The 23,712-nt window shown below is 58.1% G+C and carries 22 protein-coding genes; 5 read left to right on the top strand and 17 right to left on the bottom strand.

Features of this window, described 5'->3' with window-relative positions; translation table 11 throughout:
* Positions 1–211: 211 nt before the first annotated feature.
* Positions 212–1,669, top strand: coding sequence for a cytosol nonspecific dipeptidase (gene pepD, locus ACR42C_RS04610; RefSeq protein WP_116341717.1), 1,458 nt, complete (start codon positions 212–214; stop codon positions 1,667–1,669).
* 61 nt (positions 1,670–1,730) lie between these two features.
* Here the strand turns inward: pepD and dinB are convergent, their stop codons facing one another.
* The gene (dinB, locus tag ACR42C_RS04605) at positions 1,731–2,789 is read right to left on the bottom strand and encodes a DNA polymerase IV (RefSeq protein ID WP_116341719.1); all 1,059 of its coding nucleotides are present in this window, start codon (positions 2,787–2,789) and stop codon (positions 1,731–1,733) included.
* A 158-nt stretch (positions 2,790–2,947) separates the two neighbouring features.
* On the opposite strand from dinB, the gene ACR42C_RS04600 reads away from it, so the two are divergent.
* On the top strand, positions 2,948–3,808 hold the full coding sequence (locus ACR42C_RS04600) for a glycerophosphodiester phosphodiesterase family protein (RefSeq protein WP_479984818.1): 861 nt from the start codon (positions 2,948–2,950) through the stop codon (positions 3,806–3,808).
* Positions 3,809–3,838: 30 nt separating this feature from the next.
* Here the strand turns inward: ACR42C_RS04600 and nqrM are convergent, their stop codons facing one another.
* From nqrM to ACR42C_RS04565, 7 genes are read right to left on the bottom strand one after another with little or no spacing between them, the layout of a single operon-like run.
* Positions 3,839–3,988, bottom strand: a complete 150-nt coding sequence (nqrM, locus tag ACR42C_RS04595; protein ID WP_192845943.1) for a (Na+)-NQR maturation NqrM — start codon at positions 3,986–3,988, stop codon at positions 3,839–3,841.
* Between the two features lie 53 nt (positions 3,989–4,041).
* Positions 4,042–5,265 (bottom strand): NADH:ubiquinone reductase (Na(+)-transporting) subunit F, encoded by a 1,224-nt coding sequence (gene nqrF, locus ACR42C_RS04590; protein WP_479984817.1) that lies wholly within the window; start codon positions 5,263–5,265, stop codon positions 4,042–4,044.
* A 10-nt stretch (positions 5,266–5,275) separates the two neighbouring features.
* A complete protein-coding gene (nqrE, locus tag ACR42C_RS04585; RefSeq protein ID WP_061099102.1) occupies positions 5,276–5,872 on the bottom strand; it encodes an NADH:ubiquinone reductase (Na(+)-transporting) subunit E in 597 nt (198 codons plus the stop codon).
* Positions 5,873–5,878: 6 nt separating this feature from the next.
* Entirely contained in the window at positions 5,879–6,517 is a 639-nt protein-coding gene (locus tag ACR42C_RS04580) for an NADH:ubiquinone reductase (Na(+)-transporting) subunit D (protein WP_028012078.1), read from the bottom strand.
* Positions 6,510–7,304 (bottom strand): Na(+)-translocating NADH-quinone reductase subunit C, encoded by a 795-nt coding sequence (locus ACR42C_RS04575; RefSeq protein ID WP_316380312.1) that lies wholly within the window; start codon positions 7,302–7,304, stop codon positions 6,510–6,512. The genes ACR42C_RS04580 and ACR42C_RS04575 overlap by 8 nt, the downstream gene beginning before the upstream one ends.
* Positions 7,297–8,532 carry an NADH:ubiquinone reductase (Na(+)-transporting) subunit B gene (locus ACR42C_RS04570; RefSeq protein WP_116341729.1) on the bottom strand — a complete coding sequence of 412 codons (1,236 nt, stop codon included), beginning with the start codon at positions 8,530–8,532 and terminating at the stop codon, positions 7,297–7,299. The genes ACR42C_RS04575 and ACR42C_RS04570 overlap by 8 nt, the downstream gene beginning before the upstream one ends.
* 2 nt (positions 8,533–8,534) lie before the next feature.
* Positions 8,535–9,878 carry a Na(+)-translocating NADH-quinone reductase subunit A gene (locus tag ACR42C_RS04565; protein ID WP_316380311.1) on the bottom strand — a complete coding sequence of 448 codons (1,344 nt, stop codon included), beginning with the start codon at positions 9,876–9,878 and terminating at the stop codon, positions 8,535–8,537.
* A 298-nt stretch (positions 9,879–10,176) separates the two neighbouring features.
* On the opposite strand from ACR42C_RS04565, the gene dpaA reads away from it, so the two are divergent.
* The gene (gene dpaA / locus ACR42C_RS04560) at positions 10,177–10,917 is read left to right on the top strand and encodes a peptidoglycan meso-diaminopimelic acid protein amidase (RefSeq protein ID WP_041911140.1); all 741 of its coding nucleotides are present in this window, start codon (positions 10,177–10,179) and stop codon (positions 10,915–10,917) included.
* On the opposite strand, the gene ACR42C_RS04555 is transcribed toward dpaA, so the two are convergent.
* A complete protein-coding gene (locus ACR42C_RS04555) occupies positions 10,888–11,655 on the bottom strand; it encodes a class II glutamine amidotransferase (RefSeq protein ID WP_028012073.1) in 768 nt (255 codons plus the stop codon). The two genes, dpaA and ACR42C_RS04555, sit on opposite strands and share 30 nt — an antisense overlap.
* Before the next feature lie 53 nt (positions 11,656–11,708).
* Positions 11,709–12,287: a D-sedoheptulose 7-phosphate isomerase gene (gene lpcA / locus ACR42C_RS04550; RefSeq protein ID WP_003863232.1), complete on the bottom strand. Its 579-nt coding sequence runs from the start codon at positions 12,285–12,287 to the stop codon at positions 11,709–11,711.
* A 239-nt stretch (positions 12,288–12,526) separates the two neighbouring features.
* Here lpcA and fadE point away from each other — a divergent pair, with 239 nt between their 5' ends.
* Positions 12,527–14,971, top strand: coding sequence for an acyl-CoA dehydrogenase FadE (gene fadE / locus ACR42C_RS04545; protein ID WP_048957586.1), 2,445 nt, complete (start codon positions 12,527–12,529; stop codon positions 14,969–14,971).
* Between the two features lie 108 nt (positions 14,972–15,079).
* The gene (locus tag ACR42C_RS04540) at positions 15,080–15,850 is read left to right on the top strand and encodes an amidohydrolase (RefSeq protein ID WP_041911141.1); all 771 of its coding nucleotides are present in this window, start codon (positions 15,080–15,082) and stop codon (positions 15,848–15,850) included.
* A gap of 76 nt (positions 15,851–15,926) precedes the next feature.
* On the opposite strand, the gene ACR42C_RS04535 is transcribed toward ACR42C_RS04540, so the two are convergent.
* From ACR42C_RS04535 to ACR42C_RS04505, 7 genes are read right to left on the bottom strand one after another with little or no spacing between them, the layout of a single operon-like run.
* Entirely contained in the window at positions 15,927–17,528 is a 1,602-nt protein-coding gene (locus ACR42C_RS04535; RefSeq protein WP_479985180.1) for a gamma-glutamyltransferase family protein, read from the bottom strand.
* Between the two features lie 9 nt (positions 17,529–17,537).
* Entirely contained in the window at positions 17,538–18,413 is an 876-nt protein-coding gene (locus ACR42C_RS04530) for an ABC transporter permease (RefSeq protein ID WP_116341735.1), read from the bottom strand.
* 2 nt (positions 18,414–18,415) lie between these two features.
* Complete coding sequence (locus ACR42C_RS04525; RefSeq protein ID WP_028012068.1) at positions 18,416–19,357, bottom strand: ABC transporter permease; 942 nt, start codon at positions 19,355–19,357, stop codon at positions 18,416–18,418.
* Positions 19,358–19,375: 18 nt separating this feature from the next.
* Positions 19,376–20,890: an ABC transporter substrate-binding protein gene (locus ACR42C_RS04520; protein WP_479984816.1), complete on the bottom strand. Its 1,515-nt coding sequence runs from the start codon at positions 20,888–20,890 to the stop codon at positions 19,376–19,378.
* Between the two features lie 2 nt (positions 20,891–20,892).
* Positions 20,893–21,975, bottom strand: a complete 1,083-nt coding sequence (locus tag ACR42C_RS04515; protein WP_233003107.1) for an ABC transporter ATP-binding protein — start codon at positions 21,973–21,975, stop codon at positions 20,893–20,895.
* The gene (locus tag ACR42C_RS04510; RefSeq protein WP_116341739.1) at positions 21,972–22,985 is read right to left on the bottom strand and encodes an ABC transporter ATP-binding protein; all 1,014 of its coding nucleotides are present in this window, start codon (positions 22,983–22,985) and stop codon (positions 21,972–21,974) included. Before ACR42C_RS04510 ends, ACR42C_RS04515 begins: the two co-directional genes overlap by 4 nt.
* On the bottom strand, positions 22,982–23,701 hold the full coding sequence (locus tag ACR42C_RS04505; RefSeq protein WP_395313712.1) for a FadR/GntR family transcriptional regulator: 720 nt from the start codon (positions 23,699–23,701) through the stop codon (positions 22,982–22,984). The genes ACR42C_RS04510 and ACR42C_RS04505 overlap by 4 nt, the downstream gene beginning before the upstream one ends.
* Positions 23,702–23,712: the final 11 nt, after the last annotated feature.

Genomic DNA, 23,712 nt, shown 5'->3' with positions numbered 1-23,712 from the left:
GAAATAGGTTGCGCGAGATTATAGAGATCTGACGCACTAAAAACCAGTGTTTAGCGCCCTCTGCCTGAGTTTTTACATGCTTTATGCTACCCGCCAGCAGAGAAAGTGGTATTCTCAGTTGCATCTCGCAAGCCTGTCTTGTGGTAACTATTAACCTGCTAACCCTGTGGCCTGCAACCCTGTTTGCAGCGCCTCGACAAGGAGACTTATCGTGTCTGAACTGTCTCAATTATCTCCGCAGCCGCTGTGGGATATTTTTGCCAAAATTTGCTCCATTCCACACCCTTCCTACCATGAAGAACAGCTTGCCGAACATATTATGGGTTGGGCGAAGGAAAAAGGCCTGCACGCTGAGCGCGACCAGGTTGGCAACATTCTGATCCGCAAACCTGCCACCGCAGGCATGGAAAACCGTAAACCGGTTGTGCTGCAGGCGCACCTGGACATGGTGCCGCAGAAAAACAACGACACCGTTCACGACTTCACTAAAGACCCAATCCAGCCGTACATCGACGGCGACTGGGTGAAAGCGCGTGGCACCACGCTGGGCGCGGATAACGGTATCGGTATGGCCTCTGCGCTGGCGGTGCTGGCCGACGACCGCGTTGAGCATGGTCCGCTGGAAGTGCTGCTGACCATGACAGAAGAAGCGGGCATGGACGGCGCGTTCGGTCTGCAGGCGAACTGGCTGCAGGCCGACATCCTGATCAACACCGACTCCGAAGAAGAAGGTGAGATCTACATGGGCTGCGCGGGAGGGATTGATTTCATCTCTACTCTGCCGCTGTCTCGCGAAGCGATTCCTGCAGGCTTCCAGACCTTCAAGCTGACGCTGAAAGGGCTGAAAGGCGGTCACTCGGGCGGTGATATTCACCTGGGATTGGGTAATGCCAACAAGCTGCTGGCGCGCTTCCTGGCGGGCCACGCGGCCGAGCTGGATCTTCGTCTGGTGGACTTCAACGGCGGTACCCTGCGCAACGCAATCCCACGCGAAGCCTTTGCCACCGTGGCGGTGCCAGCGGCAAAAGCGGACGAGCTGAAAAAACTCTCCAGCGTCTACCTGGATATCCTGAAAAACGAACTGTCGGCGAAAGAGAAGAACCTGACCGTGGTGCTGGAATCCGTTTCTACGGATAAAGCCGCGCTGACCGCGCAGTCTCGTGACACTTTCGTTCAGTTGCTGAATGCGACGCCAAACGGCGTTATTCGCAACTCTGACGTGGCGAAAGGCGTGGTGGAAACCTCCCTTAACGTGGGCGTGGTGACCATGAGCGACGACAGCGCGGAAATCATCTGCCTGATCCGCTCCCTGATCGACAGCGGTAAAGAGTACGTGGTGAGCATGCTGGAATCTCTGGGTACGCTGGCGGGCGCGAAAACGTCTGCAAAAGGCAGCTACCCGGGCTGGCAGCCGGATGCAAGTTCTCCGGTAATGGCGCTGGTGCGTGAAACCTATCAGCGTCTGTTCAACAGCACCCCGAACATCCAGGTGATCCACGCGGGTCTGGAGTGTGGTTTGTTCAAGAAACCGTACCCGGATATGGACATGGTTTCCATCGGGCCGACCATCACCGGTCCGCACTCTCCTGATGAGCAGGTTCATATCGAAAGCGTCGGCCATTACTGGACGCTGCTGACAGAACTGCTGAAGGCGATTCCTGCTAAGTAATCCCCTCACCCCAGCCCTCTCCCTCAAGGGAGAGGGTGAACAACCTCGTGCCACGGGGCTATTACAATCCCAAAACCAACTGACGTTCTAACTGCGGGTCCAGTAATGTGACATGCAGTCCCACCAGCCTCACCCCTCGTCCGCCTCGTCGTTCTTCCCACGCCTTTTTCGCCGTTGCGATAAGATCCTCCTTGTTCAGGCGCGGCCAGACGTGCTCCTGCGTTGTCTGTTGAAAGTCGTTAAATTTCAGTTTGATGCCCTGTCGGGCAATCAGTAAATCAGGCTTTACTTTGCTCAGGCGTCGTTCCAGCTCCGGATAGAGCTGTTCCGTAATAATGGTTTCGCATTCCGACCAGTCATGGATGTCTTCGCTCAGCGTGCGTTCAACCCCGACCGATTTACGTAACCGTTCGCTGCTTACGCTGCGCTCATCGATGCCCTGACTGCGCTCCCACAGTACGCGACCAAACTTCCCAAAGCGCTTGAGCAGCATCGCCAGGTCGCTTCGCTGCACATCTTCGCAGGTGCGTAACCCCATACTTTCCAGCTTAGCGGCGGAGACTTTGCCTACGCCGGGGATTTTGCCAAGCGGCAGCGTTTTTAAAAACGCCGGGACCTCTTCAGGGGTGATGACGTACTGGCCGTTGGGTTTATTTAAATCGGAGGCGATTTTGGCGAGAAATTTTACCGGCGCGACGCCTGCCGATGCGGTGAGATTCAGCTCGTTAAAAATGGTCTGTCGGATCTCCTGCGCCATCAGAGTAGCGGAGCCGTGACAGTGCAGGCTATCGGTGACGTCAAGATAGGCTTCGTCCAGCGATAGCGGTTCAATCAGTGAGGTGTAGCGGGAGAAAATTTCCCGAATATGGTTTGAGGCTTCTTTATAGGCGTCAAAGCGACCGGGCAAAAGGGTGAGGTGCGGACACAGTTTCAGCGCCATCGCCGTCGGCATGGCGCTGCGCACGCCAAATTTGCGCGCAGGATAGTTGGCGGTGCTTATCACACCGCGCTGAACGCGGCTGCCGCCAATGGCGATGGGAATATCCCGCAGCGCCGGGTTGTCACGCATCTCCACTGCGGCAAAAAAGCAGTCCATATCAACATGGATTATTTTGCGCATCGGTCATACCACACATGTATTTATATACAGTATAACAAAAGGCAAAAAATGCGTCAGCAATTTTCCTTACTCACAGTTGTCATAAAAACGTGTTACAAACGCTCAAGACAAATCCTTTATTTACATAGAGTTAGCTAATAAATGGAGAGCAATCATTCATGAAGAAAATATTATCGGTTTCGCTACTGTTTCTGGCGAGTGCCGCATCAGCAAATCCAGAAATCGTCGCCCACCGGGGCGGTACCGCGGATGCACCTGAAAACACCCTGCCAGCCATAAAGCTCGCGCTCGAAAACAAAGCAGATATCGTCTGGATAACCGTGCAGTTAAGCCGGGATAACGTACCGGTTCTCTTTCGGCCTGCCGACCTGAAGGCGTTAACCAATTTGCAGGGAAAGGTGTCACAGTATACCGCTGAAGAACTGGCAAAGGCGGATGCCAGCGTGAAGTGGAAAGATAAAGGCCTGCCGGAAAACCTGCTTAATACCCCGATACCGACGCTGAAGTCGGTACTGACCGCCTGGCCAGATACGCGATTTTTCATTGACATCAAATCGCCGGATGCAGATCCAGCGACCATGGGCAACACGCTGCTTAACGTATTGAAAGAGACCAACAGCCTGAACCGCGTTCGCGTCTATTCAACCGAAGATCGCTATATGGAAGCATTGCCTGCCGAAATCCCCCGCTTTGTCACACGCAGCGAGACTCGCACGCGTCTGGCCACGATTTCGTTGAGCCACGAATGTCTGCCTCCTTCACAAAAAATGGCCGATTACTGGTATGGGCTTGAGTTAAACCGAAAAATAGAGGTAGTCGAGAAATTCACCTTAGGCGAAGGTGTCTCTCCTGCAACATTAACGTGGGACAAAGAGGCCGTTGACTGCTTCCGCTCTCAGGGCAATGCCCATTTGATTTTTATCGGCGTGAACTCTGAAGAGGACTACCAGAAGGCGAAAACACTGGGTGCCGAAGGAGTTCTGGTGGACTCGCCAGCTAAAGCCAAAAGCTGGAAATAAATGATAAAGGCCGCTCAAAGCGGCCTTTTTCTAGATGATCCTCTGCTGGTCCCGAGCCATCCGTTTTTTACGCGCATCGCACGGTTCCGGGCAGTCGCACACCTTTTCCATCCCGATGGAAGAGATGCCTCCACAGCTGCCCTGAATACTTTTACGCTTGATGATCCAGCCCAGCGACATCCCGAAGATCACCAGCACAAACACCGCGAAGGTTGCCAGAAAGGTCAACACGATCAGCCTCCGAAATCATCAAGGAGGATGTTCTCATCTTCCACGCCGAGATCTTTTAGCATCTTGATCACCGCGGCGTTCATCATTGGCGGACCACACATATAGAACTCGCAGTCTTCCGGTGCCGGGTGCTGTTTGAGGTAGTTTTCATACAGCACGTTGTGGATGAAGCCCGTATAGCCCGTCCAGTTATCTTCCGGCTGCGGATCGGAAAGCGCCACGTGGAAGGTAAAGTTAGGGTTCTCACGCGCCAGCTGCTCGAACTCATCGTCGTAGAACATTTCGCGCAGGGAACGCGCACCGTACCAGAAGCTGATTTTACGCTTGCTGCTAAGACGTTTGAGCTGGTCGAAGATGTGCGAGCGCATCGGGGCCATACCAGCACCGCCGCCGATAAAGACCATTTCCGCGTCGGTATCTTTGGCAAAGAACTCACCGAACGGGCCGGAGATCGTCACCTTGTCGCCTGGCTTGAGGGACCAGATATATGACGACATGACGCCCGGCGGCGCATCAGGCACATTCGGTGGCGGCGTGGCGATACGCACGTTGAGCATAATAATGCCCTTCTCTTCCGGGTAGTTAGCCATGGAATAGGCGCGAAGCGCTGGCTCTTTTACCTCGGAAACAAAGCGGAAGAGGTTAAATTTATCCCAGTCGGCCCGGTACTCTTCAGGCACGTCGAAGTCGGCATACGCCACGGTGTGCGCCGGACAATCAATCTGGATATAGCCCCCCGCGCGGAACGGGACGCTCTCCCCTTCAGGGACACGCAGCTTAAGCTCTTTAATGAACGTCGCTTTGTTATCGTTCGAGATAACCTCGCACTCCCATTTTTTCACGCCGAATATCTCTTCCGGCAGCTCAATCTTCATGTTCTGGCGCACCGCAACCTGGCATGCCAGGCGGCAACCTTCTTTCGCTTCACGCTTCGTGATATGCGACAGTTCAGTTGGCAGAATATGACCGCCCCCCTCTTTCACCGTCACACGACACTGTCCGCACGAGCCGCCGCCGCCGCAGGCTGATGAGACAAAAATCCCGTTCCCCGAGAGCGTATTAAGCAGTTTATCCCCTGCCGGGGTGCGGATCTGGTTCTGCGGATCGTCATTGATATCAATGATCACATCCCCGGAATTGACCAGCTTTGCGCGCGCCGCCAGAATCAGCCCTGACAGCACCAGTACTATCAGCGTGAACATTACCACGCCAAGAATAATTTCCATCTGTTAGCCCTTATAGCTGCACACCGGAGAAGGACATAAAGCCCAACGCCATCAGGCCGGTGGTGATAAAGGTGATCCCTAAGCCGCGCAGCCCAGCGGGCACGTTGGCATATTTCATTTTTTCACGGATCCCCGCCATGGTGACAATCGCCAGCATCCAGCCGATACCGGAACCGAAGCCGTACACCACCGATTCACTGAAGTTGTAATCGCGCTGCACCATAAACGAGACGCCGCCAAAGATGGCGCAGTTCACCGCGATCAGCGGCAGGAAGATCCCCAGCGCGTTGTACAACGACGGGAAATACTTATCGAGGATCATCTCCAGGATTTGCACCAGCGCCGCAATCACCCCGATAAAGGTGATGAAGTTCAGGAAGCTAAGATCAACCCCCTCCACCAGCGCGCTGTCCCGCAGCACGAAGTTGAACACCAGGTTGTTAATCGGAACCGAAAGCCCCAGCACAACGGTGACCGCCACGCCCAGGCCAAATGCCGTCGAAACCTTTTTAGAAACGGCAAGGAACGTACACATGCCCAGGAAGAAGGCGAGCGCCATGTTTTCAACAAACACCGCGCGCACAAATAAACTCAGGTAATGAGCCATCGTCGGTTACTCCTTTTCCTGCTGTTCAGGCTTCAACGTACGAATCAGCCAGATCAGCAAACCGATAATGAAAAATGCGCTTGGGGCCAGCAGGAACAGGCCGTTCGGCAGATACCAGCCGCCGTTCTGTACCGTATCCAGTACCTGAACGCCAAACAGCTTGCCGCTGCCAATAAGCTCGCGCAGGAAACCGACCGTCAGCAGGATTACGCCGTAACCCAGGCCGTTGCCAATACCGTCCATAAAGCTCGCCAGCGGCGGCATTTTCATGGCGTAGGCTTCAGCGCGCCCCATCACGATGCAGTTGGTGATAATCAGGCCGACAAACACCGAAAGCTGCTTCGACGTTTCGTAGGCGAAAGCGCGCAGCAGCTGATCAACCACGATCACCAGCGAGGCGATGATCGCCATCTGCACGATGATCCTCACGCTGTTGGGGATGTGGTGGCGAATCATCGAGATAAACATGCTGGAGAACGCCGTTACCAGCGTTACCGCCAGCGTCATCACCACCGCCGTTTCCAGTTTGGTGGTCACCGCCAGGGCAGAACAGACGCCCAGCACCTGCAGAGTTATCGGGTTATTGGCTAAAAGTGGGCCAATCAGCACTTTTTTAACTTCTTTCAGTTCACCCGTATCAGCCATTGTTCAGCGCTCCTTCACGTACATTTTTCAGGAAGGGACCAAAGCCCAGTTCACCCATCCAGAAATCAAAACTGTGCTGTACCCCGTTAGAGGTGAGCGTGGCGCCGGAAAGGCCGTCAACGGCGAATTCATCACCGGGACGCGCGCCTCCTTTCACCACCTTCAGCGCAGGCTGGCCGCTGTCGTCGAGGACTTTTTTACCGACAAACTGCGCACGCCAGTTAGGGTTCTCAACTTCCCCCCCCAACCCCGGCGTTTCGCCCTGATCGTAATAGGTGATGCCTTTGACCGTGCGGCCATCGGTATCCAGTGCCACAAAGGCGTACATCATTGACCACAAGCCGTTGCCGTAGATGGGCAAAACCACTTCCTGCACACGCTTTTGCTCGTCACGCACCAGGTAAATCTCCGCGATGTTGCTGCGGCGCTTAATACCTGCCGGATCCTGCGAGGCGTCAAGCGCGGTGCTCATCTGCGGATCTTTCAGCGCCAGCGCCTGGTTGTATTTCGCCGGGTCTTTATCCATCAGCTCGCCGGTTTTTAAATCCACCAACCTTGCGGTAATACGTTCAGCAAACACGGCCGCGACGTCGTCCTTCGTCATGCCTTTCTGCATCAGCCCGGCTACGGCCAGGATGTTGCGCTGTTTATCCAGCGCGCGCTGTTCCTGCTGCAGCGGTTTCAACCCTACGGCAGAACCGGCAACCACGATGGAACAAACCAGACACAGTACCAAAACCACCAGCAGCGTTTTGCTGATGCTGTCGTTATTTTTAACCTCAGCCACGCGCCTTCCTCCGCTTAATGTTGGCGCGCACGACCAGGTAGTCGAACAGCGGCGCAAACAGGTTGGCAAACAGAATGGCCAACATCATCCCTTCCGGATAGGCCGGGTTGACCACGCGAATCAGTACACACATCACGCCAATGAGCGCCCCGTAACACCATTTACCTCTGTCGGTAAAGGAGGCCGAGACGGGATCGGTGGCCATGAACATCATGCCAAACGCAAAGCCTCCCAGCACGAGGTGCCAGTACCACGGCATGGAGAACATCGGGTTCGTGTTTGAACCAATGAGATTGAACAGCGTGGCGGTAAGCACCATGCCGAGCATGACGCCCGCGACGATGCGCCAGGACGCCACGCGGCCAAAGAGGATGATGGCCCCGCCGATCAAAATCATCAGGGTAGACACTTCACCAATGGAGCCCGGAATGTTGCCAATAAACGCGTCGAACCAGGTCACAGGCTGGCCGGTAGCATTGTTGACCAGCGTTTCACCGCCGCCTGCCGCCCACTGAGAAAGCGGCGTCGCGCCGGAGAAACCGTCCGCCGCCGTCCATACCAGGTCGCCCGAAATCTGCGCCGGGTAAGCAAAGAACAAGAACGCACGCCCCGCCAGCGCCGGGTTGAGGAAGTTCCGTCCGGTCCCGCCGAAGATCTCCTTGGCAATCACCACGCCAAAGCTGATTCCCATTGCCGCCTGCCAGAGCGGCAGCGTAGGCGGAACAATCAGGGCAAACAGAATGGAGGTAACAAAGAAACCTTCGTTGATCTCGTGTTTACGGATGATGGCGAACAGCACTTCCCAGAAGCCGCCCACGATAAAGACGGTCATGTAGATCGGCAGGAAGAAGACCGCGCCCAGCGTCATCATACTCAGCCAGCCCGCGTCTGCAGCAAAGCTTACCCCCAGCGACTGGGCCAGACGATAGTGCCAGTCGGACTGGATCACCTGCGCCAGCTGCTGGGCGTCGTACATATGGTGCAGCGCCGGAATGGTCTGCAGGCCGACGTTGTACATGCCCCAGAACATGGCCGGGAAGACCGCAAACCACACCAGGATCATCATGCGTTTCAGATCGATGGCATCGCGAACGTGCGCTGCCCCTTTCGTTACCAGACCCGGGGTGTAGAAAATGGTCGTCGTTGCTTCATACAGCGGGTAGTACTTTTTGAGCTTCCCTTCGGTAAAGTGCGGCTCAATTTTTTCGAAGAGGTGTTTTAATCCCATGGTTATCCTTCCTGCTCAATGCGGGTTAACACCTCGCGCAATACGGGTCCATATTCGTATTTACCTGGACACACATAGGTACAGAGCGCCAGATCTTCTTCATCCAGTTCAAGACAACCGAGCGCCTGCGCGCCGTCGGTGTCGCCGGCCAGGAGATCGCGCAGCAGCACGGTGGGTAGAATATCCAGCGGCATTACACGTTCGTAGTTGCCAATCGGGACCATCGCGCGCTCGCCGCCGTTCGTGCTGGTAGAGAAGTTAAACAGCTTGTGCCGCAGGAAGTGGCCCAGCGTGGTGCGGGTGACGGAGTATTTTTCTGCACCTGGCAGAACCCAGCCGAACAGCTCTTTCTCGCGCCCTTCCATAACTACGCTCACCTGAAGATGGAAACGTCCCAGGTACGCGTACGCATTTACAGCGCGGCGGCCGCTGAGTACCGAACCGGAAATCAGGCGGTTTTCACCCTCTTTCGTTTCCCCCGCAAGCAGTTCATTAATGTCTGCTCCCAGAAGCGTTTTAACCAGACGCGGGTTGGCGGCCTGAGGCCCGCCGATAGCGACGATCCGTTCAGCGCAGAGTTCACCCGTGGTAAAGAGCTTACCGATGGCAATGACGTCCTGATAATTAAGGTGCCAGACCTGTTTCTTCAGGCTCACCGGCTCAAGGAAGTGGATATGGGTCCCGACCAGCCCCGCCGGATGCGGACCGGAAAATTCATTAAACGTGACCTGCCCCTGAGGATGGCCGCCAAGCTTGCCGCCCCCGGCCTGGCAAACGTGCACTTTTCCGGGCGTCAGGCGAGTCAGAACGGTCAGCCCGGCATCAAAGGCTTTACGCTGCGCCAGAATAATGGGCTGCGGATCCGCGCTGAGCGGGTTGGTGTCGATGGCCGTAACGAAAATAGCGGCCGGGGCGGTATCAGGAACGGGCGATTTGCTGAAAGGACGCGTACGCAGCGCCGTCCACAGGCCGGACGCGAGCAGCTGAGCCTGCACATCTTCGCGGCTAAGCGTCGCGAGGTCTGCCGCATCATAACGAGCAAACTCACGCTGTTCATCGCCTTCGATGCGGATAACCACCGACTGCAACACGCGACGCTCGCCGCGGTTGATCGCCACAACGGTGCCGCTGGCGGGGGCCGTGAACATGACGCCGGGATTTTTTTTGTCCTCAAAGAGCGCCTGCCCTTTGAGCACGCGATCGCCCTCCTGCACCAGCATTGAAGGACGCATTCCCAGATAATCGTCACCTAAAATTGCGACATGACGGACGCTTACGCCAGACGAGACGTGCTGCTCAGGCACGCCTGCAATCGGCAGATTAAGTCCTTTTTTTATTTTAAACATGTGGTTAGCAGGTTTCCATAAACAACAATCCAGTGGGCGCGAAGTGTAACATTTTCCCCTTCTGACGGGCAGGTAATCCGCCGTCGGGCGCGCCAAAATGCGAGCTATTACGCAAAGTTCCTGGAGCCAGCGGGTATTTGATGGTTTATAAAGTAAAACTAATTTGTAAACTCACCGCCCGGCTCTTGCGAAAATCTATAGCGGTGCTAATGTGAGCGCTCCTAACAGAATAATCTGATTTCGGGTCTCTTTTGCCGTCCTGGCAAGTTGGTCATGGTTTTATCAAGGAACTAGTAGTATGCGTAAAATCGCATTGTTCATTGCGATGCTTCTGATTCCGTGCATGTCGTTTGCCGGGCTGCTCAGCAGCAACAGCTCCACGACGCCGATCAGCAAAGAATATAAACAGCAGTTAATGGGATCCCCGGTTTATATTCAAATCTTCAAGGAAGAGCGCACGCTCGATCTGTTTGTAAAAATGGGCGAGACGTATCAGCTGCTTGATAGCTACAAGATTTGTAACTATTCCGGCGGGCTGGGCCCGAAACAGCGTCAGGGCGATTTCAAGAGTCCGGAAGGGTTTTACAACGTTCAGCGCAACCAGTTAAAGCCGGATAGCCGCTTCTATAAAGCGATCAACATCGGTTTCCCGAACGCCTATGACCGTGCTCACGGTTATGAAGGGAAATACCTGATGATCCACGGTGCCTGCGTGTCTGTCGGCTGCTACGCGATGACCGATTCCGGCATTGATGAGATTTTCCAGTTCGTGACCGGCGCACTGGTCTTTGGGCAGCCTAACGTTCAGGTCAGCATCTACCCGTTCCGCATGACGGATGCCAACATGGCGCGCCATAAGTACTCTTACTACGCCGATTTCTGGAAACAGCTGAAGCCAGGTTATGACTACTTTGAGCAGACCCACAAACCACCAGTGGTCTCTATCGTCGATGGCCGTTACGTGGTCAGCAAACCGCTGAGCCACGAAGTTGTCCATCCACAGCTGGCGTCAAATTACACGGTCCCCGAGACAAAATAGCACCCACTCGCCTGGCATAATCTTTTGCCAGGTTTCGTTGCCCGTCAGCGGCTGCGTTGCAATGACTGTGACCACATCGTTGGGTGTGGTCTCTTTCTGAAAATCTATCTCCACATCCTGATCGAGCAGCGTAGCGACGCCAAACGGCGCGCGGCGCGTGATCCAGAAGAGATTCGTCGAGCAGAACGCCATCACGTAGCGCCCGTCAGACAGCAGCATGTTAAACACGCCTTTTTCTCGCAGTTCAGCGGCCAGCGTCGCGATGTATTTGAATACGGCGGCCATGTTGCCGGGCGTACGCGGATAACGTTCCGTCAGCTTATGCAGCAGCCAGCAGAAGGCCTTTTCACTGTCCGTTTCGCCAACCGGTCGGAAGTTCCCCGTCTCCAGCGACTTATAGCCCGTAAGCTGCCCGTTGTGCGCGTAGGTCCAGTTACGGCCCCACAGCTCACGGGTAAAGGGATGGGTATTTTCCAGTGCCACTTCGCCGCGGTTTGCCTGACGAATATGCGCGATCACCGAACAGGATTTAATGGGGTAATCCTGCACCAGTTTGGCAATCGGTGAGTTAAAGCTGGGCTGCGGATCTTTGAACGTGCGACACCCTTTGCCTTCGTAGAAGGTGATGCCCCAGCCGTCTTTGTGCGGCCCGGTTCCTCCACCGCGCTGAACCAGCCCGGTGAAACTAAAGCAGATATCGGTTGGCACATTGGCGCTCATCCCGAGCAGTTCGCACATAGATTACCTCCACTCCACAACTGCGGGGGGCGCTGGTGCCCCCCAGCGAAGCCTTACTTAACCATCTCTTTTTCGATCAACTGGATCAGGATGTGGATCACTTTGATGTGAATTTCCTGAACGCGGTCTGCATAGCCGAAGTGCGGAACGCGAATTTCGATATCCGCCGTACCGTCCATCTTACCGCCATCTTTACCGGTCAGGGTGATGACCTTCATCCCTTTTTCACGCGCGGCGGCGATCGCTTTGATCACGTTCGCGGAGTTACCGGAGGTAGAGATACCCAGCAGCACGTCGCCTTCACGGCCTACTGCCTCAACGTAGCGGGAAAAGATGTGGTCGTAACCGAAGTCGTTGCCTACGCAGGAGATGTGGCTCACGTCGGAAATCGCAATCGCCGGGTAGCCCGGACGGTTTTCGCGATAGCGTCCGGTCAGCTCTTCGGCGAAGTGCATGGCGTCACAGTGGGAACCGCCGTTACCGCAGGAGAGTACTTTGCCACCGGCTTTGAAGCTGTCGGCCAGCAGGACCGCTGCGCGCTGAATAGCGTGAATATTGGCATCATCTTTCAGAAAGTTCGCCAGCGTTTCCGCCGCTTCGTTCAGTTCGTTACGAATAAGATCCTGGTACATGAGGATAATCCTTCAGTATTGATGAAATAACATAGGGGAGTGTACCGGATAGCGGGAAAAGCGAGAAGCTAAAGCCATGCGAATCGTCCGGCGTTTTGATTTTTTGTGCCGGCGAAAACACGAACAATGTGAACCAGGTTGTAATTATTTTGTAAACACATTGCTAAAGGAATTCACATCAACTACAACCATATCATCACAAGTGGTCAGACCTCCTACAAGCAAGGGAGCTTTTCTTTATGATGATTTTGAGCATTCTCGCAACCGTTGTACTGCTCGGTGTGTTGTTCTATCACCGCGTCAGTTTATTCCTGAGCAGCCTGATTCTTCTGGCCTGGACGGCTGCGCTTGGCGTCGCAGGCCTCTGGAATATCTGGATTTTAGTCCCTCTTGCCATCATTCTTCTGCCGTTTAACCTGGCCCCGATGCGCAAGTCGATGATCTCCGCGCCGGTGTTCAAGGGCTTCCGTAAAGTGATGCCGCCGATGTCGCGCACGGAGAAAGAAGCGATTGACGCCGGTACCACCTGGTGGGAAGGCGATCTGTTCCAGGGCAACCCGGACTGGAAAAAGCTGCACAACTATCCACAGCCGCGTCTGACCGCCGAAGAGCAGGCCTTTATCGACGGCCCGGTGGAAGAAGCGTGCCGCATGGCAAACGACTTCGCTATCACCCACGAGATGGCCGACCTGCCGCCGGAGCTGTGGGCGTACCTGAAAGAGCATCGCTTCTTCGCGATGATCATTAAGAAAGAGTACGGCGGTCTGGAATTCTCCGCTTACGCTCAGGCTCGCGTCCTGCAAAAGCTGGCGGGCGTCTCCGGGATCCTGGCGATTACCGTCGGCGTGCCGAACTCCTTAGGGCCGGGCGAGCTGCTGCAGCACTACGGTACGGAAGAGCAGAAAGATCACTACCTGCCGCGCCTGGCGCGCGGTCAGGAAATCCCTTGCTTCGCGCTGACCAGCCCGGAAGCGGGCTCCGATGCAGGCGCAATCCCGGATACCGGCGTAGTGTGCATGGGCGAATGGCAGGGCCAGCAGGTACTGGGCATGCGCCTGACCTGGAACAAACGTTATATCACCCTGGCGCCTATCGCCACGGTGCTCGGCCTGGCGTTTAAGCTCTCCGACCCGGAAAAACTGCTGGGCGGAGAAGAAGATCTGGGCATTACCTGTGCGCTGATCCCAACCTCTACTCCGGGCGTTGAAATTGGTCGTCGTCACTTCCCGCTGAACGTGCCGTTCCAGAACGGTCCGACCCGCGGTCAGGATATCTTCGTGCCGATTGACTACATCATCGGCGGCCCGAAAATGGCCGGTCAGGGCTGGCGCATGCTGGTTGAATGTCTGTCGGTGGGCCGCGGGATCACCCTGCCGTCGAACTCAACCGGCGGTCTGAAGTCGGTGGCAATGGGGATTGGCGCGTACGCCCACATTCGCCGTCAGTTCAAAATCTCCATCGGCAAGATGGAAGGTATCGAAGAGCCGCTGGCGCGTATCGCAGGCAACGCCTACGTGATGGACGCCGCTGCATCCCTGATTACCTACGGCATTATGCTGGGCGAAAAACCGGCCGTGCTGTCCGCGATTGTGAAGTACCACTGTACCCACCGCGCGCAGCAGTCGATTATTGACGCGATGGATATCGCAGGCGGTAAAGGCATTATGCTCGGCGAAGGCAACTTCCTGGCGCGTGGCTATCAGGGCGCACCGATTGCTATCACCGTGGAAGGGGCAAACATCCTGACCCGCAGCATGATGATCTTCGGCCAGGGGGCGATTCGCTGCCATCCATACGTGCTGGAAGAGATGGCCGCCGCGCAGAACAACGACGTGGATGCCTTCGACAAGCTGCTGTTCAAACATATCGGTCACGTGGGCAGCAACAAGGTGCGCAGCTTCTGGCTCGGCCTGACGCGCGGCCTGACCAGCGCAACGCCAACCGGGGATGCGACCAAACGTTACTACCAGCATCTGAACCGACTGAGCGCCAACCTGGCTCTGCTGTCTGACGTCTCTATGGCGGTGCTGGGCGGTAGCCTGAAGCGTCGCGAACGTATCTCTGCCCGTCTGGGTGATGTGCTGAGCCAGATCTTCCTGGCCTCTGCGGTCCTGAAGCGCTACGACGACGAAGGCCGTCAGGAAGCGGATCTGCCGCTGGTGCATTGGGGCGTACAAGATGCAATGTATCAGGCGGAACAGGCGATTGACGACCTGCTGGCCAACTTCCCGAACCGCTTCGTGGCGGGCGCCCTGCGCGCGGTGATCTTCCCGACCGGTCGCCATCATCTGGCGCCGTCGGACAAACTGGACCACAAGGTGGCGAAGATCCTGCAGGTTCCGAGCGCAACCCGCTCCCGTATCGGCCGCGGTCAGTATCTGGCGCCAACGCCGCATAACCCGGTGGGCCTGCTGGAAGAGGCGCTGCTGGACGTGATGGCCGCCGATCCGATTCACCAGAAAATTTGTAAACAGCTGGGTAAAAACCTGCCGTTTACCCGTCTGGACGAACTGGCGAAACAGGCGCTGGCCGGTGGCATTATCAATAACGACGAAGCTGCGCTGCTGGTGAAAGCCGAAGAGAGCCGTCTGCGCAGTATTAACGTGGATGATTTCGAACCGGAAGAGCTGGCGACGCAGCCGGTAAAGCTGCCGGAGAAGCACCGCAAACCTGAAGCGGCATAACCCGCTTCGCTCTGACAAACCCCGCCCGGTGCGGGGTTTTTTATTGCCACATTTTCTCGTAATGACGTGCTACAGTGTCAAAAAGGGGTCGTTTGAGGAGTCTGTATCGTGCCTGGTTTGAAGATTTCGATTTTGCAGCAGCCTTTAGTGTGGATGGATGGCCCTGCCAACCTGCGCCACTTTGATCGTCAACTGGAAGAAATTACCGGGCGAGATGTGATTGTCCTGCCGGAGATGTTTACCACCGGCTTCGCGATGGAAGCGGCTAAACAGTCGATGCCGCAGGAAGAGGTGGTCGCCTGGATGCATGCCAAAGCGCAGCAGACCAACGCGCTGATCGCCGGTAGCGCCGCCCTGCAGACGGAGCGCGGACCGGTGAACCGCTTCCTGCTGGTGGAGCCGGAAGGAAAAGTGCATTTTTACGATAAACGCCACCTGTTCCGCATGGCCGATGAACATCATCACTATGAAGCCGGTAACGAACGCGTGGTGTTCGAGTGGCGCGGCTGGCGCATCCTGCCGCTGGTCTGCTACGACCTGCGCTTCCCGGTGTGGTCGCGCAACCGCAACGATTACGACCTGGCGCTGTACGTCGCCAACTGGCCCGCGCCGCGCTCGCTGCACTGGCAGGCGCTGCTGGTGGCCCGCGCGATTGAGAACCAGGCGTACGTGGTGGGCTGTAACCGCGTGGGAACGGACGGCAACGGGCATCACTACCGCGGCGACAGCCGGGTGGTGAATCCGCAGGGCGAGATTATTGCCACCGCCGAGCCGCATCAGGCGACGCGCATTGATGCCGAGCTGTCGTTAACGGCGCTGAAGGAGTATCGGGAGAAGTTTCCGGCGTGGCAGGATGCGGATCCGTTTAGCATTGGGTGAAATTTTCCCCTCACCCTGACCCTCTCCCCAAAGGGGAGAGGGGATTGTTCGCTGCTCGCATTAGGGGGATAAAACATTAACTCACTAACGCCTGCCCGTCTTTGCGGCTTTCCGTCGCGGCCACGTAGTGCCCTTCCGGCATGCGGTAAATCACCTGCGCTCCGCCGAAGTTGTAATCCTGGAGCGGATCTTCCACTACGATCTGATGCCCGCGCTCGCGCAGCGCCGCAATCGTATTGCGATCGAACGTCGATTCGACGATCACCTCCCTGCCCTGCACCACGCGCCAGCGCGGCGCGTCGATGGCCGCCTGCGGGTTTTGCCCGTGCAGCATAATGCGCAGCGCCATCTGCATGTGCCCCTGCGCCTGCATCGGGCCGCCCATCACGCCGAAGGACATCAGCGGCTTGCCGCTGCCGTCCATCGCAAAGCCCGGAATGATGGTGTGGAACGGACGCTTGCTGCCCGCCAGCGCGTTCGGGTGATTCGGATCCAGCACAAATCCACAGCCCCGGTTTTGCAGGCTGATCCCGGTGTCCGGCACCACGATGCCTGATCCAAAGCCCATAAAGTTGGACTGGATAAACGAAACCATCATCCCGCTGGCGTCGGCGGTGCTGATGTAGACCGTGCCGCTCTGCGTCGGGGAGCCGTAGACAAAATCAGAGGCTTTATCGTGGTCGATAAGCGCCGCGCGCGACTTCAGATAATGGTCACTCAGCAGCTCTTTTGCGGCGAACTCCATGTGTTCTTCATCCGCCACGTAGCGGTCGAGATCCGCCAGCGCCAGCTTCATCGCCTCGATGGACAGGTGAAGGGACTGCACGGAGTCCGGATGATGCTTCTCAATGCCGCACTGCTCCAGAATACCGAGCGCAATCAGCGTGGCGATCCCCTGCCCGTTTGGCGGCAGCTCCTGTACCGAGCCGCCCGCGAAGTCGCGCGATAGCAGGTCAACCCAGTCCACGCGGTGGTTTGCCAGATCTTCAGCCGTCAGGTGCGCGCCGTGCTCCCGGGCGAAGTCGGCAATTCTCTGCGCCAGCTCGCCGCGGTAAAACGCGTCGCCGTTGGTTTTGGCAATCAGCTCCAGCGAATTAGCCTGCGCCGGGTTACGGAAGATCTCTCCCACGCGCGGAGCGCGGCCTTCCGGCGCAAAGCAGGCGCTAAAGCCCGGCTGATCTTTCAGCTTGTTATAGCCACGCTGCCAGAGATGACCAATCAGCGGTGAGACCGGGAAACCGTCGCGCGCGTAGTCAATCGCAGGCTGCGCCAGCGTGGTCAGCGGCAGCGTGCCAAAACGTTCCGCCAGGGCAACCCAGCCGGACACAGCTCCGGGCACCGTCACCGCGTCCCAGCCGATTTCCGGTACCGCCTTTTTGCCGGCAAACAGATCCGCATGCCAGCTGGCCGGCGAGCGCCCGGACGCGTTCAGGCCGTGAAGTTTTTCACCGTCCCAGACGATGGCAAAGGCGTCGCTGCCGATCCCGTTGCCGGTCGGCTCAACCACCGTCAGCGCCATCGCGGCAGCAATGGCCGCATCGACGGCGTTGCCACCCAGCTGCAGCATTTTCATTCCCGCCTGCGCCGCCAGCGGCTGCGACGTGGCAACGGCATTATGGCCCATCATCGGTGGGCGTCGTGAATCGTAACCGGACGTAAAATCAAGCGCTTTGGTCATCATGACTCCTTAGTCATGGCGCGGATCGAGCGCATCGCGCAGCCCGTCGCCAAGTAAATTAAAGCCCTGCACGGCAAGAAAAATCGCCACGCCGGGGAAAACAGACATCCACGGTGCCTGCTCAAGAAACCCTTTCGCGGTGTTGAGCATGGAGCCCCAGGACGGATTGGGCGGCTGCTGCCCTAGCCCCAAAAACGACAGGCTGGCTTCGGCGATAATCGCCGAGGCGATGGCCAGCGTGGCCTGCACCAGGATCGGCGACATCACGTTTGGCAAAACGTATTTAATGATGATCCAGCGATCCGGCAGGCCAATCGCCCGCGCGCCGTCGATGTACTCTTCGTTGCGGATGGCGATCACCTGCCCGCGCGTCAGGCGGGCAAAGATCGGCATTGCCGAAAGACCGATGGCGATCATGGCATTGGTCAGGCTTGGGCCCAAAAATGCCCCCAGCGCGATCGCCATGATCAGGAACGGACAGGCCAGCAGCGCCTCGATAAAGCGCGATATCACGCCGTCCCACATCTTCTGGAAGTAGCCCGCCACCAGCCCCAGCGGCACGCCGATGACCACGGCGATAACCACCGACATACAGCCCGCCATCAGCGAGGTGCGAGCCCCCCAGATAATGCGGGACAAAATGTCGCGTCCCAGCTCGTCGGTGCCGAACCAGTACATCGCCGACGGCGCTTTACGCACCGCCAGGAAGTTGGCTTTGACCGGATCGAACGGGGCAATCCACGGAGCCAGCAGCGCCACCAGCACAAAGAAGCCCACCACAAGCGCGCCAATCACCGCGCTTTTGTTGGCGAGGAATTTCTTCAGCACCCGGTTTTCCGCGCGCGGCAGCGCGGGCGCAACGGTTTGCGTCGTCAGTTCCGCCATCGTTAACCTCGCATTTTCGGGTTGATAAGGACGTAGAGCACGTCGGCCAGCAGGTTGAGCAGCAGAAAGCCGATCGCCACGATCAGCACCACGCCCTGCACCACCGCGTAGTCACGGTTGAACACCGAATCGACGATCATCTTGCCAAAGCCCGGAATGGTGAAGACCTGCTCGGTCAGCACCGCGCCGCCCAGCAGCTCGCCAAACAGCAGCGTGGTGAGGGTGATCACCGGTACCAGCGCGTTGCGAAACGCGTGCTTCAGGATCACCGCTTTCGGCAGCAGCCCCTTGGCCCGGGCGGTGCGGATATAATCTGCCTTCAGCACCGCAATCATCGACGCGCGGGTGTGGCGCATCAGCGTCGCCGCGAGGCCGGTTCCGAGCACGGACGCGGGCAACAGCAGCGTGCGCAGGTTCTGGAGCGGATCTTCACTGAACGGCACGTAGCCGGATGCGGGCAGCCACTGCAGGTTCACCGAAAAGACCAGAATCAGCAGGATCCCCAGCCAGAAGTGGGGGATCGAGATCCCCGAGATCGCCACGAAGTTCGCCCCGTGATCCACCCAGCTGTTTTTATTCACCGCCGCGAGGATCCCCATGCTAATACCAAACACCAGCGCGATAATCATCGCCAGCAGGGACAGCTCCAGCGTAACCGGCAGCTTGCTGGCGATAAGCTCAGTCACCGGTTCGTGCGTGCGTAAGGAGACGCCCAGATCGCCCTGCAGCGCCCGCGTCAGCCAGTGGAAATACTGCACAGGGATCGGCGCATCCAGGTTCAGCTCCGCGCGCAGCTGGGCGATCACCGCCGGATCGCGCTCTTCCCCGGCCATGGCGATCAGCGGATCGCCGGGCAGCAGCTTTTGCAGGCCGAACACCATCATGCTCACCAGCAACAGCGTCGGGACGGCCAGCAGCAGACGTTTGCAAATCAGTTCCAGCATGGGTTCTCCTCAGGACCTTTATTTCGCCAGCGTCAAACCGGCCAGACGCACGATGCCGTCCGGGTACGGCTTAAAGCCCTGCACGCTTTTGTTCAGGCCAAAAATGCGCGGCTCGAAGTAGAGGTAGGCAATCGGCATGTCGGTTTGCAGCTGCTTCACCACCTTGTCGTACAGCGGCTGGCGCGCGGCCTGGTCGGTGCTCTGACGCGCCTGGGTCAGCCACTCGTCGACCTGAGCGTTGCTGTAGCGGCCGTCGTTCAGGGTACCTTTGCTGTGGATAAAGCCGTAGATGCTGCCGTCCGGGTCCGGGCGTCCCGACCAGCCGGAGAAGCTCAGCTGATAGTCACCGCTCTGCTGGCGATCCAGCAGCGTGGCGAATTCGGTCATCTGCAGGTTCAGCGTGAAGCCCGCCTCAGCAACCATCGCCTGCAGCACCTGTCCCACCTGCTGCGAGGTTGGGTTGTTCGGCACCAGCAGGTTGACGGTCAGCGGCGCGGTGACGCCTGCGGCTTTCAGCAGCGCTTTGGCCTTCTCGACGTCACGAGGTGGCACCGGCAGGTTGACGTGATACGGGCTCACCGTAGAAAACGCCTGGTTTGCCGGGGTGTAGAGGCCTTCAAAGACCACCTGATTTAACGCCTCACGGTCGATGGCCTGAGAAAACGCCTCGCGCACGCGGGCATCCCTGAACGGATCGTTCGCCGGCACCTTGCCATTGTTGATGTTGAAGGTGATGCCCTGATAGCCCAGACCGGTTATCTTCGCCAGCGCCAGCTTGCTGTCGGCTTCGACGGTTTTAACGTCGCTGGCGGCGATGCCTTCGGTCAGATCGAGATCGCCCGCGCGCAGGTTCGCGAGGCGCACGGAGGCGTCCGGGATCGGCAGATAGATAATTTTGTCGAAGTGGTAGGCGTCTTTATTCCAGTAATTGTCGAAGCGGGTCAGAACAATGCGGTCCTGCGACACGCGGCTGTCGAACTTATACGGGCCGGAACAGACCGGATGGGCGGCAAAGTCAGGCTTCTTCGCGGCTTCGGGTGCCATCATCGCGCCCGCACGGTCGGTAAGCTGCATCAGCAGCGCGGCGTCAGGGGTTTTCAGGTGCAGCGCAATCTGCATCGGGCCGGTGACCTCTATCGACTCCACGGAAGAGATCTCGCTTTTACGCAGGGAGCCTTTGAGGGTCAGGGCGCGGTCGAGGTTGTATTTCGCGGCGGCGGCATCAAATTTTTCACCGTCGTGGAAGGTCACGCCTTCACGCAGATCCATGGTCAGGGTTTTTCCGTCTTCGCTCCAGGCCCAGGATTTCGCCAGACCCGGCACCACCTTAAGGCGCTCGTCGACGTCCACCAGCCTGTCGCACAGGGAGGCAAACACGAAGCGGCCATAGTAGGTGCGCGCCAGATGTGGGTCGAGCATGTCCGGGTCTGCCCCCAGACCGATCCGCAGCACACTTTCAGAATGGGCGGGCAGCGCCGCGCCAAGCAACATAACACTTCCCAGTACGGTCAAAAGAGAATTACGCATTGTCATTATCATGAGTTCCTTGAAGGAAGGGAGGAGTGAGTAGCCGCGTGTTCAAACAGCGCGCGGCGGCGCAGAAAGGCTGCGGATGGCGGTGCGATCTGGATAACGCTGCGATCGCGATTAATGTCCTGCCAGCGGTGGCAGGCAACCTGACGCCCGCCGTCGAGCACCTGATTAATCGGCTCGACCTGCCGGCATTCATCGGTGACGTACGGGCAGCGGGTGTGGAAGCGACAGCCGGACGGCGGGTTAGCCGGGTTCGGCAGATCCCCCTGCAGCAGCGGCGCGTCGCGTTCCACGCCGGGCTGCATCTGGGGAGCCGAGGCGATCAGCGCCTGCGTGTAAGGGTGCAGCGGTGCGTCAAAGATCTCGTCAACGGTAGCAAGCTCAACGATTTGCCCAAGATACATGACCGCCACGCGGTCGCTCATGTGGCGGATCACCGCCAGACCGTGGGCGACAATCACCATCGTCAGCCCCAGTTGGTGCTTCAGGCTCTCCAGCAGGTTGACCACCTGCGCCTGCACCGACACATCCAGCGCGGAAACCGGCTCGTCGCCCAGCAGCAGCTTTGGCCCCGAGGCCAGCGCGCGCGCAATGCCGATACGCTGGCGCTGCCCGCCGGAAAACTCGTGCGGATAGCGCCCGGCCCAGGCGGCAGGCAGGCCAACGGTCTTGAGGAGCTCCGCGACGCGATACTGACGATCCGCTTTCTTCATGTTCTGGTGCAGCCACAGCGGCTCGCCGACGATCTGCTCCACCGTCATGCGCGGGTTCAGCGAGGCAAAAGGGTCCTGGAAGATAATCTGCAGCTCGCGCCGGAGCTGGTTCAAACGGGCGCCGGAGGCGTCGGTGATATCCTCCCCCTGATAAAACACGCGCCCTTCGCTGGCGGCCAGAAGGCGCAGCAGCAGACGACCGAGGGTGGATTTCCCGGAGCCGGACTCGCCGACAATCGCCAGCGTTTCGCCCGGCATCACGGCAAGCGAAACGCGATCGACCGCCGTGACAGACCGGGCCGGAGAAAAGAGTTTTTTCGGGCCGGGGAAAAGCTTGCTGAGGTCCCGGGCTTCAAGGATGGGCGTGGTCATGCGGTCTCTCCCAGGGCAATGTGGTGTTCGAGCGGCACGCGGAAGCAGGCAACCTGATGGCCCGCGCCGAGCGTGGTGAGCTGCGGTTTTTCATCATGGCAGCGCGACTGCGCAAACGGGCAGCGCGTCGCGAAACGACAGCCTTTCGGCATGGACTCCGGGAGCGGAACCGATCCGGGAATGGTGGAGAGCTGGCCTTTGCGTGCCCCCAGCGAGGGGATCGAGCCCATCAGGCCGATGGTGTACGGGTGCTGCGGGTCGGCAAAGATGGCCTCCACGCTTCCCTGCTCCACCACCTGCCCGGCGTACATCACCGCCACCTGCTGGGCGACTTCCGCCACCACGCCCAAATCGTGGGTGATCATCAGCACCGCCGTGCCAGTTTCTTCTTTAAGGGTGTTCAGCAGGGTCAGGATTTGCGCCTGAATGGTGACGTCCAGCGCGGTGGTCGGTTCATCGGCAATCAGCAGTTTAGGATGGTTGATCAGCGCCATCGCAATCATCACGCGCTGGCGCATGCCGCCGGAAAGCTGGTGCGGATACGCCTTGAGGCGCATCTCCGCCGCCGGGATCTGTACCTTCTCGAGGATCTGCAGCGCGACCTTCATCGCCTCGGCGCGCGAAACGTTCTGGTGCCGCATCACCGCTTCGCTCAGCTGATCCCCCAGGGTAAACGCCGGATTGAGTGAGGTCATCGGCTCCTGGAATATCATCGCCAGCTCGCTGCCGCGCAGGTCGGCATACTCCCGCGGCGAGAGCTTGCGCAGGTCGTGGCGGCGAAACTGCATCTCGCCGCTGACGATCTGCGCACTGGCGGGCAGTAGCCCCATCAGCGCCAGTGAGGTGATACTTTTTCCGCAGCCGGACTCGCCCACCAGCGCCAGCGTTTCGCCCGCTTTGACCGTCAGGGAAATGCCGTCCAGGACGCTGACCGGCGAGCCGGAAAATTTAACGTTGAGATTATTCAGCCGGAGTACAGGCGCGGAGTCCTTAAACGGGATCGTCGTCATAGCGTGAAGTCGTCCTCAAGATGGATCGCCTGAATCAGGGCGGTTTGCAGGCTGAGCAGGTGTTCGCGCATGGCGGCCGCTGCTTCATTAGGCTGGCGATGGATAATCGCGAACATGATCTTGTGATGGTGGTCGTTGTAGCTGTCGACACGTTCGGGCGTGCGGGCCAATTCACGCAGATGCTGCCAGCCGGGTTCGCGCCGCACGGCATCAATGGCATCAAACAGACCGAGCATCAGGCGATTACCCGCCGCCTCGGCAATAGCGCGGTGAAAGGCGCTATCCCACAGTTCGTTGAGATCGCGGTCATCCGGGCTGACCTTGTCGATGCGTTCCAGCATGCGCTGCATGAGCGCGAGGTTTTCCCTGGTGGCACGCAGTGCCGCAAGCCGGGCTAAGCCGGGTTCGATCTGTATACGAGCTTCCATCACTTCCAGCAGATTGGTCTGCTGAACCAATCCCTGAAGGGCCAGCGGTTCAACCGGGGCAGCCGGACCAATAAAGGTGCCTTTCCCCTGTTTACGCCAGATCCGCCCCTCTTCTTCCAGCACGTCCAGCGCGCGACGCACTTCGCGTCGTCCTACGCCGAGTGTTTCCGACAGCTCACGTTCCGTGGGCAGCGGAATGCCTGGTGTTGACTCATGCTGGTTGATTAGCCCGCGCAGCTGCTCAAGCGCGGTGCTGGAATTGGCCAGAAACCGTGACGGTTTTTCCATATTGGTTCGCT

This window comes from Enterobacter sp. MG-EB028 (assembly GCF_056673305.1).
Note: the sequence above shows the minus strand (reverse complement) of the source record. Positions and strands in the feature narration are given on the sequence as shown.

What these genes read in the sequence shown, in the direction of transcription:
- nqrM (WP_192845943.1), bottom strand. Translation starts at nt 3,988, where the DNA reads ATGTCGCTGGGCTGGATCATCAAGCGTAAAAGTATTCAGGGCAGCTGT.
- ACR42C_RS04520 (WP_479984816.1), bottom strand. Translation starts at nt 20,890, where the DNA reads ATGACAATGCGTAATTCTCTTTTGACCGTACTGGGAAGTGTTATGTTG.
- ACR42C_RS04515 (WP_233003107.1), bottom strand. Translation starts at nt 21,975, where the DNA reads ATGACCACGCCCATCCTTGAAGCCCGGGACCTCAGCAAGCTTTTCCCC.
- ACR42C_RS04580 (WP_028012078.1), bottom strand. Translation starts at nt 6,517, where the DNA reads ATGGCTGATACGGGTGAACTGAAAGAAGTTAAAAAAGTGCTGATTGGC.
- ACR42C_RS04600 (WP_479984818.1), top strand. Translation starts at nt 2,948, where the DNA reads ATGAAGAAAATATTATCGGTTTCGCTACTGTTTCTGGCGAGTGCCGCA.
- ACR42C_RS04565 (WP_316380311.1), bottom strand. Translation starts at nt 9,878, where the DNA reads ATGTTTAAAATAAAAAAAGGACTTAATCTGCCGATTGCAGGCGTGCCT.
- ACR42C_RS04510 (WP_116341739.1), bottom strand. Translation starts at nt 22,985, where the DNA reads ATGACGACGATCCCGTTTAAGGACTCCGCGCCTGTACTCCGGCTGAAT.
- nqrF (WP_479984817.1), bottom strand. Translation starts at nt 5,265, where the DNA reads ATGGAAATTATTCTTGGCGTGGTAATGTTCACGCTGATAGTACTGGTG.
- fadE (WP_048957586.1), top strand. Translation starts at nt 12,527, where the DNA reads ATGATGATTTTGAGCATTCTCGCAACCGTTGTACTGCTCGGTGTGTTG.
- ACR42C_RS04570 (WP_116341729.1), bottom strand. Translation starts at nt 8,532, where the DNA reads ATGGGATTAAAACACCTCTTCGAAAAAATTGAGCCGCACTTTACCGAA.
- ACR42C_RS04505 (WP_395313712.1), bottom strand. Translation starts at nt 23,701, where the DNA reads ATGGAAAAACCGTCACGGTTTCTGGCCAATTCCAGCACCGCGCTTGAG.
- nqrE (WP_061099102.1), bottom strand. Translation starts at nt 5,872, where the DNA reads ATGGCTCATTACCTGAGTTTATTTGTGCGCGCGGTGTTTGTTGAAAAC.
- lpcA (WP_003863232.1), bottom strand. Translation starts at nt 12,287, where the DNA reads ATGTACCAGGATCTTATTCGTAACGAACTGAACGAAGCGGCGGAAACG.
- ACR42C_RS04525 (WP_028012068.1), bottom strand. Translation starts at nt 19,357, where the DNA reads ATGCTGGAACTGATTTGCAAACGTCTGCTGCTGGCCGTCCCGACGCTG.
- ACR42C_RS04535 (WP_479985180.1), bottom strand. Translation starts at nt 17,528, where the DNA reads ATGACCAAAGCGCTTGATTTTACGTCCGGTTACGATTCACGACGCCCA.
- dinB (WP_116341719.1), bottom strand. Translation starts at nt 2,789, where the DNA reads ATGCGCAAAATAATCCATGTTGATATGGACTGCTTTTTTGCCGCAGTG.
- ACR42C_RS04530 (WP_116341735.1), bottom strand. Translation starts at nt 18,413, where the DNA reads ATGGCGGAACTGACGACGCAAACCGTTGCGCCCGCGCTGCCGCGCGCG.
- ACR42C_RS04555 (WP_028012073.1), bottom strand. Translation starts at nt 11,655, where the DNA reads ATGTGCGAACTGCTCGGGATGAGCGCCAATGTGCCAACCGATATCTGC.
- dpaA (WP_041911140.1), top strand. Translation starts at nt 10,177, where the DNA reads ATGCGTAAAATCGCATTGTTCATTGCGATGCTTCTGATTCCGTGCATG.